The sequence below is a fragment of the Haloparvum sedimenti genome (assembly GCF_001462205.1).
In the GTDB taxonomy this organism is placed as follows: domain Archaea; phylum Halobacteriota; class Halobacteria; order Halobacteriales; family Haloferacaceae; genus Haloparvum; species Haloparvum sedimenti.
This window is the reverse complement of the sequence record NZ_LKIR01000142.1, coordinates 69,966-86,446: the sequence shown is the minus strand read 5'-3', so window position 1 is coordinate 86,446 and position 16,481 is coordinate 69,966. Positions and strand designations below refer to the sequence as shown.

At 70.4% G+C, this 16,481-nt stretch carries 12 protein-coding genes; 5 read left to right on the top strand and 7 right to left on the bottom strand.

All coding sequences use genetic code 11. The annotated features are described in order from the left end of the window. Window positions 1–154 precede the first annotated feature (154 nt). Window positions 155–1,183, bottom strand: a complete 1,029-nt coding sequence (locus tag AN233_RS14975) for a hypothetical protein (RefSeq protein ID WP_058367568.1) — start codon at window positions 1,181–1,183, stop codon at window positions 155–157. 243 nt (window positions 1,184–1,426) lie between these two features. Between AN233_RS14975 and AN233_RS14970 the strand changes: the two genes are divergently transcribed. Both AN233_RS14970 and thsA read left to right on the top strand, forming a co-directional pair. Then, window positions 1,427–1,966: a KH domain-containing protein gene (locus AN233_RS14970; protein WP_058367567.1), complete on the top strand. Its 540-nt coding sequence runs from the start codon at window positions 1,427–1,429 to the stop codon at window positions 1,964–1,966. A gap of 245 nt (window positions 1,967–2,211) precedes the next feature. Next, window positions 2,212–3,861 (top strand): thermosome subunit alpha, encoded by a 1,650-nt coding sequence (gene thsA / locus AN233_RS14965; RefSeq protein ID WP_080508501.1) that lies wholly within the window; start codon window positions 2,212–2,214, stop codon window positions 3,859–3,861. A gap of 111 nt (window positions 3,862–3,972) precedes the next feature. Here the strand turns inward: thsA and AN233_RS14960 are convergent, their stop codons facing one another. Both AN233_RS14960 and AN233_RS14955 read right to left on the bottom strand, forming a co-directional pair. Beyond that, window positions 3,973–4,230, bottom strand: a complete 258-nt coding sequence (locus AN233_RS14960; protein ID WP_058367566.1) for a hypothetical protein — start codon at window positions 4,228–4,230, stop codon at window positions 3,973–3,975. Window positions 4,231–4,335: 105 nt separating this feature from the next. Next, window positions 4,336–5,343, bottom strand: coding sequence for a PrsW family intramembrane metalloprotease (locus tag AN233_RS14955; RefSeq protein WP_058367565.1), 1,008 nt, complete (start codon window positions 5,341–5,343; stop codon window positions 4,336–4,338). 152 nt (window positions 5,344–5,495) lie between these two features. Here AN233_RS14955 and AN233_RS14950 point away from each other — a divergent pair, with 152 nt between their 5' ends. Together AN233_RS14950 and AN233_RS14945 are read left to right on the top strand one after the other, a co-directional pair. Continuing rightward, window positions 5,496–5,870 (top strand): DUF7532 family protein, encoded by a 375-nt coding sequence (locus AN233_RS14950; RefSeq protein ID WP_058367564.1) that lies wholly within the window; start codon window positions 5,496–5,498, stop codon window positions 5,868–5,870. 2 nt (window positions 5,871–5,872) lie between these two features. Further along, window positions 5,873–7,366 (top strand): DUF402 domain-containing protein, encoded by a 1,494-nt coding sequence (locus AN233_RS14945; RefSeq protein WP_058367563.1) that lies wholly within the window; start codon window positions 5,873–5,875, stop codon window positions 7,364–7,366. 271 nt (window positions 7,367–7,637) lie between these two features. Here AN233_RS14945 and AN233_RS14940 read toward each other — a convergent pair whose 3' ends face one another. Further along, window positions 7,638–8,021 (bottom strand): DUF5611 family protein, encoded by a 384-nt coding sequence (locus AN233_RS14940; protein ID WP_058367562.1) that lies wholly within the window; start codon window positions 8,019–8,021, stop codon window positions 7,638–7,640. Window positions 8,022–8,103: 82 nt separating this feature from the next. Further along, a complete protein-coding gene (locus tag AN233_RS14935; RefSeq protein ID WP_058367561.1) occupies window positions 8,104–9,441 on the bottom strand; it encodes a DUF7093 family protein in 1,338 nt (445 codons plus the stop codon). A gap of 195 nt (window positions 9,442–9,636) precedes the next feature. Between AN233_RS14935 and uvrA the strand changes: the two genes are divergently transcribed. Then, window positions 9,637–12,639 (top strand): excinuclease ABC subunit UvrA, encoded by a 3,003-nt coding sequence (gene uvrA / locus AN233_RS14930; RefSeq protein ID WP_058367560.1) that lies wholly within the window; start codon window positions 9,637–9,639, stop codon window positions 12,637–12,639. A gap of 616 nt (window positions 12,640–13,255) precedes the next feature. Here the strand turns inward: uvrA and serB are convergent. Together serB and AN233_RS14920 are read right to left on the bottom strand one after the other, a co-directional pair. Then, on the bottom strand, window positions 13,256–13,906 hold the full coding sequence (serB, locus tag AN233_RS14925; protein ID WP_058367559.1) for a phosphoserine phosphatase SerB: 651 nt from the start codon (window positions 13,904–13,906) through the stop codon (window positions 13,256–13,258). Between the two features lie 80 nt (window positions 13,907–13,986). After that, window positions 13,987–16,176: an ATP-dependent DNA helicase gene (locus tag AN233_RS14920; protein ID WP_058367558.1), complete on the bottom strand. Its 2,190-nt coding sequence runs from the start codon at window positions 16,174–16,176 to the stop codon at window positions 13,987–13,989. Window positions 16,177–16,481 lie beyond the last annotated feature (305 nt).

The window sequence follows — 16,481 nt, the reverse complement described above, 5'->3', positions numbered from 1 at the left end:
GTCGTGTGCCTCCGATCTCACGTTGCCCGCATCGGCCTTTAGGCGGGTCTAAACATAAAGACCCCTTGCCGTTTTGACCGACTGGAACCGTTTAGACCGTTTATCGTGCCGAATTTCGGGAGTGTGAGGCGAACGAGGTTCGATCCGGTCCGTCCTACTCGTCGCCTTCACCGTCGTCTTCGTCGGTCTCCTCGTCGCCACCGTCATCGCTTCCGCCGGCGTGGTCAGGCGGGCCGCCGCCGTTGCCGTTCCCGCTGTTGCCGTTCCCGCCGTCGCTGTCGCCGCTCCCGCCGGCGTGGTCCGGCGGGCCGCCGTCGCCGTTCTCGTCGTCCTCGTCGTTGGCGCCCGCGTGGTCCGGCGGGCCGCCGTCTCCGTTACCGTTGCCGTTCGCGGAGGCGTTCGCGGACGGGTTGTCGTCCGCGGCGCCGGGGCCGGCGTGGTCCGGCGCGTTGCCGGGGTTGTTCGCGACGACCCACGAGGCGATGTCCTGCCCGGTGGCGTTCGCGCCGAGCTCAAGCTTGAACTCCTGGAGTCGCTGACCGAAGCTGGTCGCCTCCTCGGTCTCGTTGCCGGCCGCGGCCAGCAGCGTCGCGGTCGTGGACGCGCTCTCGTTGCCCGCCGTCGCCGTCACGTCGACGGTGACGTTCTCCTCGGGCGCGGGGAGCTCGGCCGTCCCGTTGACGTCGGTCGTGTACGACCCAACGCCCGCGTACGAGACGTTCGTCTCGTTCTCGGAGTCGGCGAGCGCCACGTCGACCGAGGCGTTCGCGACGCCGGTGTCGTTCTCGGTCACGCTCACGGTCGCCAACTCGCCGGCGGTCTGGCTCACGCCCACGGAGAGGGACGACTCGTCGGCGGCCTCGAGGACCGTGGTCTGTGTGGCGGTGGTGCCGTTGTACTCCGCCGTCACCGAGACCTCGACGTCCTCGTCGGGTGCGGGCAGATCGACCGTCCCGTTCGCGTCGGTCGTGTACGTACCGTTACCCGCGTAGCTCGCGTTCTCGTCGGTCGTCGCGACCGTGACGGTCGCGTTCTCGACGGCGGTGCCGTTGTCGGTGACCGTGACCGTCGCCGCCTCGCCGGGCGACTGGCTCACCTCGACCGCGAGCGACGCCGCGCCGACCGCGGCCGTCGCGCCGACGAGCAGCGCGACGAGCGCCACGAGTACAGTTTTGCGTTGCATACACGGCGCTCGACGCGCGGATCCGGTATAAACCGGGTCGACCGTCCGAACCGTTCACGGCCGAAAACGGCGCGAACGATTCGGTCGACTCTCGTTCTCGAAAACGATAATCCTCGTCCGTCGGCGGGTTTCTCGGACGAGTCCGGGCCGCGGGGACGCTCGGGGGAGTCGCCCCGGAATCTCCGGTTCCCGGCGGAACGACGCTGGAACACGTTTAAAACCGTCCGTCGGCTACCGGAGCGTATGAATCACGTGACGGTTCCGCAGGACCGTATCGGCGTCCTCATCGGCGCCGGCGGCGAGACGATGCGGGAGGTCGAGTCCCGCGCTGAGGTGCGACTGGACGTGGACTCCGAGAGCGGCTCGGTCGCCATCGAGAGCGTCGGCGACCCGGTCGCCGGGCTCGTCGCGCCGGACATCGTCCGCGCCATCGGCCGCGGGTTCACCCCCGAGACCGCCCTGTCGCTCCTGGACGACGACCTCCGGACGTTCGAGCTGATCGACCTGTCCGAACACACCCGCAACGACAACGACCTCCAGCGCAAGAAGGGCCGCGTCATCGGGGAGAACGGCCGAACGCGCGAACTGCTGGAGGAGCTGACCGGCGCGAACGTGGTCGTCTACGGCTCGACGGTCGGCGCCATCGGCGACCCCGAGGAGGTCGAGGTCGTGCGGCGCGCGGTCGGGATGCTCGTCGACGGCGCACCCCACGGCGCGGTCTACTCCTTCCTCGAGCGGAAGTCGAACGAGCTCGGCGACGACCTCTCCTTTTCGAGCCCCTGAGAGGGTCGACCGGTTCGCGAGCCGCCTTCGGTCCGCGTTCCACGCCGTCGCTTTTTCGAACTGCCGGTACGCGGTCGGCGACCGCGGCCGACTGACGTATAAACCTACCTTGTGAAGGACACTCATGCTGTTGCTACGGCGTGCCGTGTGCCGTTTTCGCACGATGCCGACGAAGGTTTTTTATAGAACCACAGACAATCAGTGGGTGTACTATGGCACAGCGACAGCGGATGGGCAATCAGCCCATGATCGTACTTTCCGAGGAGTCGCAGCGCACCTCCGGAAAGGACGCGCAGACGATGAACATCACGGCCGGCAAGGCGGTCGCGGAGTCCGTCCGCACCACGCTCGGCCCGAAAGGGATGGACAAGATGCTCGTCGACTCGACGGGTGGCGTCGTCGTCACGAACGACGGCGTGACCATCCTGAAGGAGATGGATATCGACCATCCCGCGGCCAACATGATCGTGGAGGTGTCCGAGACCCAGGAGGAGGAAGTGGGCGACGGCACCACCTCCGCGGTCGTCGTGGCCGGTGAGCTCCTCGACCAGGCCGAGGAGCTCATCGACCAGGACATCCACGCGACCACCCTCGCACAGGGGTACCGCCAGGCCGCCGCGAAGGCCAAGGAGATCCTCGAGAACGAGGCGATCGACGTCTCCGAGGAGGACCGCGAGACCCTCACGCAGATCGCCGCGACGGCGATGACCGGCAAGGGCGCGGAGTCCTCGAAGGACCTGCTCTCCGAGCTCGTCGTCGACGCGGTCACCGCGGTCGCCGACGACGACGGCATCGACACCGACAACGTCTCCGTCGAGAAGGTCGTCGGCGGCTCCGTCGACGAGTCCGAGCTCGTCGAGGGCGTCATCGTCGACAAGGAGCGCGTCGACGAGAACATGCCCTACGCGGTCGAGGACGCGAACGTCGCGCTGTTCGACGGCGCCCTCGAGGTGAAGGAGACGGAGATCGACGCCGAGGTCAACGTCACCGACCCCGACCAGCTCCAGCAGTTCCTCGACCAGGAGGAGGAGCAGCTCCGCGAGATGGTCGACCACCTGAAAGCGGTCGGCGCCGACGTGGTCTTCGTCGGTGACGGCATCGACGACATGGCACAGCACTACCTCGCCAGCGAGGGCATCCTCGCGGTGCGCCGCGCCAAGTCCGGCGACCTCAAGCGCCTCGCCCGCGCGACGGGCGGCCGCGTCGTCTCCAACCTCGACGACATCGAGAGCGACGACCTCGGCTTCGCCGGCTCCGTCGCCCAGAAGGACGTCGGCGGCGACGAGCGCATCTTCGTCGAGGACGTCGAGGAGGCCAAGTCCGTCACGCTCATCCTGCGCGGCGGCACCGAGCACGTCGTCGACGAGATCGAGCGCGCCATCGAGGACTCGCTCGGCGTCGTCCGCACGACGCTGCTCGACGGGAAGGTGCTGCCCGGCGGCGGCGCCCCCGAGACGGAACTCGCGCTGCAGCTCCGCGACTTCGCCGACTCCGTCGGCGGCCGCGAGCAGCTCGCCGTCGAGGCGTTCGCCGACGCGCTGGAAGTCATCCCGCGCACGCTCGCCGAGAACGCGGGCCTCGACCCCATCGACTCGCTGGTCGACCTCCGCGCCCGCCACGACGGCGGCGAGTTCGGCGCCGGTCTCGACGCCTACACGGGCGACGTGATCGACATGGAGGCCGAGGGCGTCGTCGAGCCGCTCCGCGTCAAGACGCAGGCCATCGAGTCCGCGACCGAGGCGGCCACGATGATCCTCCGCATCGACGACGTCATCGCGGCCGGCGACCTCAAGGGCGGCAGCTCCGACGACGGCGGCGACGAGGGCGGCGCGCCCGGCGGCGCCGGCGGCATGGGCGGTATGGGCGGCATGGGCGGTATGGGCGGCGCAATGTGAGCGTCCCCCGATAGGACACCTCACTCACCGCCGACCGCTTTCGCCGTCGCATCGCCCGCGAACCGAGGACCTCACGCTTTTTCGACGCTCGAACCGAGAGCGGCTGCACCGTCACTCGAACTCGTCGGCCGGCGGCAGCGCCTCCAGCGCGTAGAACAGCGTCACCGCCAGCACGGGCACCAGAAACACCATCAGCCAGAACTCCGCGAGGTCCTCCCCGAACCGGCGCATGTCGACGACGAGCTCGCCGCCGACCGCGAACGCCAGTCCCAGCAGGTACGCGAGGAAGACCGCGAGCGCGACCGCCTGCAGGAGACCGACGACCACGAGGAAGCGGACCGTCCGGCCGCGACGGGGAAGTCTGACCATGGACGCACTCCGTCGCGGGCGGGTTTGTTAGCCGGCACGGACCCCGGATACGGACCGGCTACGGACCGACTGCGGGTCGGCTCGCCGCCGTTCCCGCTCCGGGGATCACTCCTCGAACTCGGTCATCTCCGGGGCCGCGTCCTCCTCGATCTCGTCGTGGACCTCGAGGTGCGTCTCGCGGTAGCGCCAGATCTTCCGGAGCAGGACGAAGCCGAACACCCCGTCGAAGAGCAGGACGTACATCAGGAACGCCGGGAGAGACGACAGCCCCGTGACGGCGCCGATGATCCCGGAGCCGAGACCGACCGTCGAGTTGTAGGTGGCGTGGATCAGCGCCGCGATCACGACGCCTTTCACGACGATGGGGCCGCGGTGTTCGGGGTTGAACTTCGCGAGCCCGAGGTAGTACCCGGCGAACGCGGAGTAGATGACGTGGCCCGGCCCCGCGAGCGCCCGGAGCGCGGCGATGCCGTCGCCGGCGCCGAGGATCGCCAGCCCGACCCCGGCGCCGAGCTCCGCGGCATCGACGTTGCGCGCGATGTAGAGCGCGTTCTCGATGGTGGCGAAGCCGAGCCCCGCGACGGCGCCGTACACCGCGCCGTCTATCACCGCGTCGAAGCGGTCGTCGGTGTACGCGTACAGCCGGACCGCGAGCAGCTTCACCGCCTCCTCGCCCGGCCCCACCACGAGGAAGAAGAAGACCACCATGCTGAGCCCCTCGAACGGGCCGAACACTCCCTGTACGAGGCTGTTGACGACCGCGGCGAAGGTGGCGGTCAGAACCGCGAGCAGGAACGTCGCGACCAAAAGCGAGAGCGGTTCCGCCTCGGTCACGTCCGAGTACCGGACGTACGCCGCCAGCCCGAGCGCCGGGAGCGCGGAGAAGGCGGTCAGGAGGCCGATCTCCGGTTCCGAGAGCGCCCCGAGGATCCCCAGCGAAAGCAAGATCAGGAACGCGAGGAGCACCACCGCGACCTTCGCGCCCCGCGTCAGCAGCCAGTACCCCGAGACGGCGACGCGGTCGAGCGCCGTCCGCGGCTCCCACGTCGCCACGTCGTAGAGGTCCCGCGAGCCGTCGGAGGCGGTCTCTATCGGATCCTTTCTGTCCGTCATGGATCACCGGTCGCCCGCCACAAATTAAGCTCTGGTGGCGGCGGGGGCCGCGAGTCCGGGCGGCGAGCGACGGGCGCTCGTCGGCCCCGCGCCGGACGCGGCACGGGCCGCCCGACCGTGAGCCTTGAGACCCCCTCGCCCGTAGGCGAGGTATGCACTTCGACCCGCGCACGCAGCAGGCGCTCCGGGAGGCCGGCCTCGACACCGAGGAGATCCGGGCCGCGAGCGACCGCGCGGCCGAGCTCGTGGCCGCGGATGCGGCGGCCATCGAGTCGTTCGTCGCCGACGCGGAGACGCTCCACTCGGACCTCGAGACGGCCCACGGCCCGGACGGTCCGCAGGAACACCCCGACTGCGCCGTCGACCTGTACACGCACGGCGGCGACCTGCGCGGGTACGTCTCGTTCGGGTCGTGGGGCGCGTACGTCGAGGACGGCCGCACGCTCTCCGAGGATGTCGTCGAGTTGACCCTGGGCCCGACCGTTCACGACCGCGTGCGCTTCGCGCGCGACCCGGAGGACCTGTAGCCGTGTCGGAGGAAGAGGACGGGGGTGCTCTCGGGACGCCGCCGGTCCGGGTCCGCGGCATCTACGCCACGGCGCTCACCCGGCTGCTGGCGGACGCCGGCCACGACGTGGCGGACGCCTCGCCGCCGATCCGGCGACGGTTCGCCGACTCCTCGCTCGCCGACCGGGTTCAGGAAGGCGGTGCCCCCGCGGCCGAGGTCGTCACGACGGACGACAGACAGGGCGTCGGCGTCGCCGGGGGTTCGGCGGCGGTCGAGGCGGTCACCGACCGGCTTCGGGGGGTCGCTCGCGACGCGCTCGCGTGGACGGACCCCGCGCCATCGGGCTCGGTCTTCGACGGCGAGGTGACGGAGACGCTCGGCGGCGGCGCGGTGGTCGACCTCGGGTCGCCGCCCGGGGCCGAGGGTTCGGGGGCGACCGTCGAGGGGTACCTCCCCTACGGGAACGTCGACGACCGCGTCGAGGTCGGGGACGCGGTGCGCGTGCAGGTCCGCGAGACGGCGGCGCCGTGGGACGACGACCGGCCGGTGCTCGACGCCGAGATCAGGGTCGTCGGCGAGCTCGCCTCGCTGGTCCCCGGCGGCGGGACGCGCGTGGAGTCGTACGACGAGGCCGCGGGCCGCGAACTCGCCGGCATGGCCGACCTGCTGGACCTCCACCCGCCCGACGACTGGGGAATCGTCTGGCACGCCCCCGCGGTCGACGCCGGGATGGACGCGCTCCGGGAGGCGCTCGATAGCGCGGTCGACCGCGCGGAGGCGGTGGAGGCCGCGACCGACGACCCCGTCGGCGAACCGGGTCGTCTCGTCGCGCCGCGGGCCGGCGCGTGGGTCTGGTTCGGCCGCGAGTCGCGGTTCGCGCTCGACCGCGAGCGCGGCGCGGTCGCGCCCACGATGCTCGGCCACCATCGGATCAAGGCCGGCTCCGCGAGCGCCCGCGCGGGCGTCGACTTCGCGGAGGCGCTGACGGAACCCATGCCGGGCGAGGACCCCGAGGCGGCGTTCCCCTTTGACGTGGTGACCGAGCAGTTCGGTCCCCACGAGGGCGACGCCGTCCGCATCGAGCACGGCAAGCCCGCGGGCCACCGGATCGTTCTCGGAGAGGGCACCGTCACGGAGGTCGAGCCGGACGGTTCGGTGTCGGTGCGCCGCGAGATGACGCCCGGCGGGAGCTACGACGAGCTCGACGCGCGCCGGGAGGCGGGCGACACGGCGCACACCTCGTTCAAGGAGGGGCGCTGGTGGTACCCGACGGTCTACCGCGACGCGGAGGGGGCCACGAAGGGGACCTACGTCAACGTTTGTACGCCGGTCGAGGCGTTCCCGGACGCGATCCGGTACGTCGACCTCCACGTCGACGTGGTGAAGGCGGCCGACGGCACCGTCCGGCGCGTGGACGACGACGAGCTCGACGCCGCGGTCGCGGCCGGCGACGTCCCGACCGAACTGGCCGAGAAGGCTCGGGCGGTCGCGAGCGCGCTCGAAAACGCGCTCTGAGTTCCGCCGCACGAGTCGGCTTTTCCGTCCCCGTGGTGGCTCGCGGCGTTCCCCTCACGACCGCGCTGCCGTGCGGTTTCTGTAACTACGGACCCAGTGCCGTGGCGGTGCTGGTGCGGTGCTGTTTCTGTCGAGGTTGTGGAACCGCGGCGGCGCGAGGGCGCGAAGCGCCCGCAGCGCCGACCGCGGCCCCTTTTTGATCGACATTTTTCAAGGAGCGGTCGCGGCGGCGCCTGCGCCGCCGCGACCCGACGCAGAAAAAGGTCGGTCGTTAGTAATCCGGCGCTTCGTCCTCGACGGCGCGCTTCATGGAGTCGCGGCGGGACTTGGCGTCGCGGCCGGTCGCTTCGAGCAGGAAGTCGTTCTTGGCGTCGACCGCGTCGGCGGCGGCGTCGGCGTTGCCCTCGGCGATGACGTCTTCGGCGTCGCGCTCCTCGAAGTGGACCATCAGCTTGTCCTTCTTGCCGCTGTACTCGGCGGCGCCCGCGAGGATGCGCTCGAAGACGGGGTTGTCGGGGTCCTCGACGACGTACAGCTCCTGGCCGTTCGTCTCCTCGGTTCCGGTCACTTCGCCGAAGTACTCCTCGATGGAGGCTTTCAGGTCGGGCATCCGGTCGTCCAGATGCTCGCCGCGTCGCATCTTGTACTCCTTCATTGGCAACGCGTTCGGCAGGGGACGGTAAACCTGTTTCGTCAGCGGGGCGGCCGGGTGGGAGCGGCAGGCGAGGGGGGCCGCGTCACAGCGGTCGTTCCTCCACCCACCCGATCTTACACTCCGGACAGCTGTCGCCCGCGCGGATCGAGTTCCCGTCGGCCGGGCGGCTCATCCCGCACTCCGGACAGTAGTACTCGGTGTCCGCCTCGTTCATCGTCGTCGTGAGTTCGGCGCCCTCCGTGTCGGAGAAATCCCGACCGGCCGCGGGCGTCGCGCCGTCCGCGGGGCCGGTTGCGGCGGCGTCGTCCACCGCGTCCGCGTCGGTCGTTGCCTCCGCGTCGGTCGCCCCCGGTCCGTCGGTCGGCTCTCGGTCCGCAGCGGGCTCCGGCGTCGCCTCCACCGGCTCGTTCTCGATAAACTCCGCGTCGTCGTCGACCGCCTCGCCGTCGACCGCGTCGTCGTCCACCTCGGGGGTGAGCCCGCCGCCGAAGCTGACGCCGGCCTCCTCGCTTTCGCCCTCGTCGACGGTCGCGTCGTACCCCTCGTCGTCGCCGCGGTGTTCGGGCCACGGGGTGGGCTCGTCGGCGGCCGCCTCGGCCTCCTCGTCCGGCTCCGGCCATTCGCCGTACTCGCGCTCGGGGTCGGTGTCGGGCTCCTCGTCGAGAATGACGCCGTCGTCGCTCTCGGCGTCGACCTCGTCGCCGCTTTCGGCGTCGACCTCGTCGCCGCGCTCGGCGTCCCCGCCCGGGCCGGCATCGGGCCAGTCGCCGTGGCCGGTCGCGCCGTCCGCGTCCGGCTCGGCGTCGACGTGGGGGTCCTGTCGCTGCCCACCGGGACTATCGTCGAGGATCTCCGCGTCTTCTTCGTCCGCGTTCCGGGGCGCCGAGTCGGTCTCGGGATCGGACGCGCGGCTTGCTCCGCCGGCGGGCGCGTCGGCGTCCGCGGGCTCGTTCTCGATGCCGCTCAGGTCCGGTGCGGGTCCGTCCACGGTCTCCGGCTCATCGGCCCCGTCGGGCCCCTCGTCGATGAAGACGGCGTCGTCCTCGTCCTCGACTTCCGCATCCGCGGGGGACGGCTCCACCGAGGGCTCGGCGCCCGGCTCGTCCGGCTGGACGGGCTCCTCGGCCTCGGCGACGGCGGCCTCCGGCTCGGCGGGGTCGTCGTCCCCGCTCGACACGGTCGGCTCGGCCGGCTCGGCGTCGGTCGCGTCCGCGGGCGCGTCGGCCGCCGTGTCGGCGGCGTCGGCGAGCTGTTCGATCGAGGTGACCTCCTTGTTCTCGCTGACGACCTGCCGCTCGCCGCAGCGGTCACAGGTCTTCACCTCGCGGACGGTGATGACGACCTCGTCGCCCTCCTCCTCGCGCTCGCGCTCGAGTTCGGGTTCGCCGAAGTCGTGCCCGAGCAGACACCTGAGTCCCATTTGTAGGGTGTCCGCGGTCCGAACGTAAAAAACGTCCCCGTCGGCGTCTGACGCTCGGCGGACGCGAGCGGGCGTGAGGCCCCCGGTCAGACCGGTCTCCGGCGTCGTCCGCGCACCGATCGCGGGGCAGACGCGGTGGACTCACCGCCGGAACCGACGGGTATTCCCGCGCGCGCGGACAACGTGTGCTCCAAGATGAGCAAGGACTACATCGAGGTCCGCGGGGCCGAGGAGCACAACCTCAAGGACCTCGACGTCCGCATCCCCCGCGAGGAGTTCACCGTGGTGACGGGGCTGTCCGGATCGGGCAAATCCTCGCTCGCGTTCGAGACGATCTACGCCGAGGGCCAGCGCCGCTACATCGAGTCGCTGTCCGCCTACGCCCGCAACTTCCTCGGCCAGATGGACAAACCGCAGGTGGAGGCGGTCGAGGGGCTCTCGCCGGCCATCTCCATCGACCAGAAGAACGCCGCGAACAACCCGCGCTCGACGGTCGGCACCGTCACGGAGCTCCACGACTACCTCCGCCTGCTGTACGCCCGGGTCGGGACGCCACACTGCCCCGAATGCGGCCGCGAGGTGGGCGAGCAGTCCGCCCAGCAGATGGTCCGTCGGATCATGGCGCTGCCGGAGGGGACGAAGGCGATGGTCGCCGCGCCCGTCGTTCGCGACCAGAAGGGCGCCTTCGAGGACCTGTTCGAGGAGCTCCAGTCCGAGGGGTACGCCCGCGTGGAGGTCGACGGCGAGCCGTACGACCTCTCGTTCGACGACCCCGACCTCGACGAGAACTACGACCACACGATCGACGTGATCGTCGACCGGATCAGGGTCACCGAGGACGAGCGCTCGCGGATCACCGACTCCGTCGAGACCGCGCTGGAGGAGGCCGACGGCGTCCTCAAGCTGATCGTCCCGGACCCGCCCGAGGGCGCGGCCGAGGAACTCGGCGGCTCCGCGGCGCGCTCGACTGGCGACCTCGCGGGCGGCGCTCCCGAGGAGACGGAAGACGACGACGGCGACGCGGACGGCGTCTCCGCCGACCGCCTCGTCGTGGAGTTCTCGGAGGAGCTCGCCTGCACCCACTGCGGCATCGACTTCTCGGAGATCGAGACGCGGTCGTTCTCGTTCAACTCCCCGCACGGCGCCTGCCCCGAGTGCGAGGGGATCGGCTCCACGAAGGAGGTCGACGAGGACCTCGTGGTCCAGGACCCCTCGAAGCCGATCAAGGACGTGTTCGAGGCGTGGTCGTACAACCGGTCGTACTACCGCACCCGGATCGACTCCGTCGCGAAGCACTTCGGCGTGAGCGTCGACACGCCCTTCGCGGACCTCGACCCCGACGTGCGCGAGCAGTTCCTCTACGGCACCGACGAGCAGGTCGTCTTCGAGCGGCAGACGAAGAACGGCGTCCGGCGCAAGGAGAAGCGCTTCGAGGGGGTCATCCCGAACCTCCAGCGCCGCCACGTCGAGACGGAGTCGCAGTCCACTCGCGAGCACATCGAGGACTACATGGCCGTCACCACCTGTCCGGCCTGCGACGGCACGCGGCTGAAGCCCCAGTCGCGCTCCGTGCTCGTGGACGGCGCGCCGATCACCGAAGTGAACCGGCTCTCGATCGGCGACGCCCGCGAGCACTTCGAGGGGATGGAGGCGCGGCTCTCCGAGCGCGACCGCACCATCGCCGAGGAGATCCTCAAGGAGATCCGCGCCCGCCTCGGCTTCATGGAGGAGGTCGGGCTGGAGTACCTCACGCTCGACCGCGAGGCGGCGACGCTCTCGGGCGGCGAGAGCCAGCGCATCCGGCTCGCTACGCAGGTCGGGTCCGGCCTCGTGGGCGTGCTCTACGTCCTCGACGAGCCCTCCATCGGCCTCCACCAGCGCGACAACGACCGCCTGCTGAACACCCTCGCCGGCCTCCGCGACCTCGGCAACACCCTGATCGTCGTCGAGCACGACGAGGAGACGATGCGCCGCGCCGACCACATCGTCGACATGGGGCCCGGGCCGGGCAAGCGCGGCGGCGAGGTCGTCGCTGAGGGCGAGTTCGCGGACATCTGCGAGGCCGACGACTCCGTCACCGGCGACTACCTCGCCGGCCGCGAGGAAGTGCCCGTTCCCGCCGAGCGCCGCGAGCCGACCGGCGAACTCGTCGTACGGGGCGCGCGCCAGCACAACCTCGACGACCTCGACGTGCCGATCCCGCTCGGCGTCTTCACCGCGATCACGGGCGTCTCGGGCTCCGGCAAGTCGACGCTGATGCACGACGTGCTCTACAAGGCGCTGGTCCGCGAGATGAACGACAACACCTCCGTGGACCCCGGCGAGCACGACGCGGTCGAGGGGGTGGAGGGGATCGAAACCGTCCGGCTCATCGACCAGTCGCCCATCGGGCGCACGCCGCGCTCGAACCCGGCGACGTACACCGACGTCTTCGACCACATCCGCGAGCTGTTCGCGGAGACCAAGCTCGCCAAACAGCGCGGCTACGAGAAGGGCCGCTTCTCGTTCAACGTGAAGGGCGGGCGCTGTGAGGAGTGCGGCGGACAGGGTACCGTCACCATCGAGATGAACTTCCTCTCGGACGTGCAGGTCCCCTGCGAGGAGTGCGGCGGCGCGCGCTATAACGACGAGACGCTCGACGTGACCTACAAGGGTGCGACCATCGCGGACGTGCTCGACATGAGCGTCGCGGAGGCGTACGACTTCTTCGAGAGCCACGACGGGCTCCGTCGCCGGCTGAAGCTCCTGAAGGACGTGGGGCTCGACTACATGCGGCTCGGCCAGCCCTCGACGACCCTCTCGGGCGGCGAGGCCCAGCGCGTCAAGCTCGCGGAGGAATTGGGCAAGAAGGACGCCGGAAACACGCTCTACCTCCTCGACGAGCCGACCACCGGACTCCACAAGGAGGACGAGCGCAAGCTCATCGAGGTGCTCCACCGGCTCACCGACAACGGCAACACCGTCGTCGTCATCGAACACGAGCTGGACCTCGTGAAGAACGCCGACCGCGTGATCGACCTCGGTCCCGAGGGCGGCGAGGGCGGCGGCGAGCTGGTCGCCCACGGCACCCCCGAGACGGTCGCGCGCACCGAGGCGTCACACACCGGACGCTACCTCCGAGACATGCTGCCCGCCGTGGAGGCCGAGGGCCCCCGCAGCGACCGCCGGAAACCCGCGAAGGCGACCGACGACGACTGATCGGGCTCCACGCCGAGAGTCAGTCCAACGCGAGCCAACCCCACAGAACCCGCATCTCGACGGCCCGCGAGGCGATGCCTGCGGACGCGACGATCGAACTGCACTCACGGCGGGAGTCGCGCCCGATCGCTGAAAAACGTCCGGAGCGGTGCGGTGTGGGACCGATGCGGAGCGGTGCCGTGCTGTCGGCGCGCGCGAGAAACGCGCGCGAGGGAGGTCGCGGGCCGGCCGCCTGCGTTGCGGTTTCGCGGCCGGTCCGCGGCCGAGGCTGGGGAGGTACGAGGCTGCTGTGCGGAGCGGTTGCGGTGGGGGCGGTTGCCGTGCGGTCGCGGTACGGGGTGGGACTGAAAGGGGCAGCCGGCTCGATCCGGCCCCGACGCCTCAAGCACCGCAGCGGGTTGTGCTGAGAGCGAGGAGCGCAGAGCGTGTCGCGGCCGGTCGAGCCGGCTGGGGCTTTCTGGGTGTTGCTGTCCAGAGCAGCAGGATCTCCACCAGACCCAAATCAGTAGTAGGAAGAGCCGGCTAGGGCTTTCTGGACGGTGCTGTCCAGACAGTCACGACTCCGAAGTTTCTCGTCTGAGACGCTCGCGACCGAGAAGTCGGCGCATGAGTATAATCAGTCCTCCTTCGGAAGCACTCGGTACCCCTCGAACACCTTGCCAAGCCGGAACATGGAGGCGACGACCGCGTCACAGACGGGCCGCACCGCCCGCTTCGGCGCGAAGCCGACGGACAGCCCGGCGACCTCCAGCATCGGCAGGTCGTTGGCGCCGTCGCCGACCGCGACCGTCGACGCCAGCGGCACGCCCACCTCGTCGGCCAGGTCCGCGAGCGCGTCGTCCTTCGTCCCCTCGATGAGCGGTCCGTCCGCCTCGCCGGTCAGCGCGCCAGCGGCGTCCGTCGGGAGCCGGTTCGCGACGATGGTGTCGACCTCGACGCCCTCCTTTTCGAGCGCCGCGGCGACGCCGCGTTCGAAGCCGCCCGTGAGCACCGCGACGTGGTGACCCTCCGCCTGCAGGCGCTCGATCAGGGCTGCCGCGCCCGGCCGGATCCGCACCTCGTCGAACGCCGCCTCCACGTCCGCGGCGGAGAGCCCCTGTAGCAGTTCCGCGCGCCGGTAGAGGCTCTCCGCGTAGCTCAACTCGTCGTTCATCGCCCGCTCGGTGATGTCGGCCACCTCGTCGGCCACGCCGGCCCGCTCCGCGAGCAGGACCGTCATCTCCGAGTCCGAGAGGGTCCCGTCGAAGTCGAACGCGATCAGCTTCATGCGCGGGGATTCGCGGGCGGCCGGTTAAACCGCGGTGGTTCGGGCGAATCGGGCCGGTCGGTCGCGACGCTCCGCTTTCCTCACGGCTCCGGCGGCGGCCCGTGGTAGGCGTCGTGGTCGGTGTAGAAGTTCAGCATCGCGAACTTCAGCTTCTCGGGCGGGAGGTCCAGAAGCTCCTCGCGCTCTTCCGGCGGGAACGCCCCCCGGACGGAGTACTTCCCCATGTCCGCCGATGTGTACCGGCGGTCGGCGAGGATCCGCACGCCGAAGTCGTCCGGTCCTCGGATGACGCGGCCGACCGCCTGCCGGGTCTTGCGGATCGTCGGGACCTCGACCGCGTAGGCCCATCCCGGGTCGCGGGCCCGGCCGGTGTCCGAGAACGCGCGGCCGTACGCCTCCTGGACGGCCTCCATGCGGTCGGAGAGGTGCGGATAGGGGACGCCGACGACCACCACCGTCCGGGCGTCGTCGCCGTCGAAGCTGACGCCCTCCGCGAGCGTACCCCACAGCGAGGTGAAAAGCGTCGCGTCCTCGGCGTCGACGAACTTGCGTCTGATCGCCTCGGTATCGACGCCCGGGCCGTCGAGATAGCGCGTCCCCAAGTCGGCATCCGCGAGGCTCCCGGCACCGCCGAGGAGGTCGTCGTACCGCTCGGCCTCCGCGTAGGAGGGGAAGAAGACCAGCGTGTTCCCCGGCGTGAACCGGACCGCGTCGCGGAGGGTGTCCGCGACCTTCTGCTGAGTCTCCTCGTCGTCGCGCTCGGAGGCGAAAAGCGGCGGCGTGTCCACCGCGAACGTCCGCCGGTTCGCCTCCGGGTAGGCCATCTCGTAGGCCAGCTCCGCCGCGTTCTCGACGCCGAGCACCTCGCGGGTCACGTCGAAGGGCCGCAGCGTCGCGCTCATCAGCACCGACGCCGCCACCTCGTCGAACAGCTCGCTGGTGACCGCCCGCGGGATGCAGGTGTACAGCTCCGCGCGGCCGTACACCTCGTCGGTGCCGGCGTCGCGCCGCACCGAGACGACGGGGTACTGTCCCAGCTCCGCGCCCTCGTCCATCCACGCCTCGATGAACCGCGCGGCCTGTAGGACCCGGCACTCCTTGCGGCTCTCCGTCTCGCCGTCCCGGTATCGCCGCTCGTACTCCTCGTCGAGCGCGCCGCCGAGCTGGACCGCGAGCTCGGTCTCGGTGTCGATGCCGCGCCCCTCGTAGCGGTCGAGGAACGCCAGCGTGAGGTCGTCGCGGCGGTCCTCGTTGGCGACCGTCACGTCCTCCCAGTCGTCGCCGACCGCCTCCCGGGCGCCGAAGCCGAGGCTCTCGTCGTAGGTCTCAGCCAGCGCGTCCCGGAAGGCGCGGATCACGTTCTCGGCGGCGTCCGCCCGCGAGTCGTCCGCCTCCGCGAGCTCCTCTAACGCGGCGTCGAGCGTCTGCTCAGTGAGCTCGCGGCTCGCGTGGTCGCGGGCGGCGTCCTCGACGTTGTGCGCCTCGTCGAAGACGGTGATTATCTCGGCGGGATCGCGGTCGATCCAGCGGAAGAACTGCTCGCGGATGTTCGGGTCCAGCAGGTGGTGGTAGTTACAGACCACGAGGTCGACGCCCTCCATCCCCTCCTTCAGCAGCTCGTAGCCGCACAGCTCCCGCTCCTCGGCGTAGTCGTACACGTCGTCGGGCGTCCGCACGTCGTCGAACAGCCACTCGAAGAACGCGTCGGTGTCCCGCGTGAGGTTGTTGTAGTAGCGCTCGCAGACGGTCGCGTCGTCCATTTCGTCGAGTTCCTCCTCGATGTCGTCGAGCTCCTCCATCACCGCCTCGCGGGCCTCCGCGGCCGAGGCGTCCCCTTCGCGGCTCTCCGCGAGCAGCTCGCGCTGGCGCTGCTCCAGCTCCCGCCTGTCGCCCTCCGTCTCCACGACGGACCGCGTCGCGTCCCGGAGGGTCTGGCACTCCTGATAGTCCACGCCGATGTGGCACATCGACGACTTCCCCTTGAAGACGACCGCGCGGATCGGTTCCGTGCGGGTGATCGCGCGGGCGTCCTCGACGAACTGGCGCATCTGCTGGTGGACGTTCGTCGTGATGACGACCGTCCGGTCGTGCTCGCGGGCGTGCTCTAAGGCGGGCACGAGCGCTGAGAGCGTCTTCCCCGTCCCGGGCGCGCCCTCGAACAGCACGTCCTGTCCCCGGTCCAGCGCGTTGGCGACCCTGTCCATCGCCTCGCGCTGGTTCGGGTAGGGCTCCTCGTACGGGAAGAACCGCAGGTGCGCCGACTCTGACACGGGCGTGGATACTCCCCCATCGCCTAAAAGGGGTCGGGTGGCTCGGCGGAAGTGGAACGCCCCGCGCGACCGGCCGAGCCGACCAGCATCGGGCGGTCGCGCGGGAAAGCGGGCGAACGTGGGGAGCGTGCGGTGGATGCCGTCGCCCGCATGGGCACACTTCGGTTGTGGGTTATAAATTTTGTTTCAGAGGACTGTGAACCTCGCGGGCGACGACGTTCGCGTCGACCAGCTACGCCAGCAGTTCCACCAGCAACGCCTTCTGTGCGTGCAGCCGGTTTTCAGCCCCACCTTTTTCGTCGTCG

Excerpts from the sequence above, each read along its gene's own strand:
- AN233_RS14975 (WP_058367568.1), bottom strand. The coding sequence starts at position 1,183 with ATGCAACGCAAAACTGTACTCGTGGCGCTCGTCGCGCTGCTCGTCGGC.
- uvrA (WP_058367560.1), top strand. The coding sequence starts at position 9,637 with ATGAGCAAGGACTACATCGAGGTCCGCGGGGCCGAGGAGCACAACCTC.
- serB (WP_058367559.1), bottom strand. The coding sequence starts at position 13,906 with ATGAAGCTGATCGCGTTCGACTTCGACGGGACCCTCTCGGACTCGGAG.
- AN233_RS14970 (WP_058367567.1), top strand. The coding sequence starts at position 1,427 with ATGAATCACGTGACGGTTCCGCAGGACCGTATCGGCGTCCTCATCGGC.
- AN233_RS14950 (WP_058367564.1), top strand. The coding sequence starts at position 5,496 with ATGCACTTCGACCCGCGCACGCAGCAGGCGCTCCGGGAGGCCGGCCTC.
- thsA (WP_080508501.1), top strand. The coding sequence starts at position 2,212 with ATGATCGTACTTTCCGAGGAGTCGCAGCGCACCTCCGGAAAGGACGCG.
- AN233_RS14940 (WP_058367562.1), bottom strand. The coding sequence starts at position 8,021 with ATGAAGGAGTACAAGATGCGACGCGGCGAGCATCTGGACGACCGGATG.
- AN233_RS14935 (WP_058367561.1), bottom strand. The coding sequence starts at position 9,441 with ATGGGACTCAGGTGTCTGCTCGGGCACGACTTCGGCGAACCCGAACTC.
- AN233_RS14960 (WP_058367566.1), bottom strand. The coding sequence starts at position 4,230 with ATGGTCAGACTTCCCCGTCGCGGCCGGACGGTCCGCTTCCTCGTGGTC.
- AN233_RS14955 (WP_058367565.1), bottom strand. The coding sequence starts at position 5,343 with ATGACGGACAGAAAGGATCCGATAGAGACCGCCTCCGACGGCTCGCGG.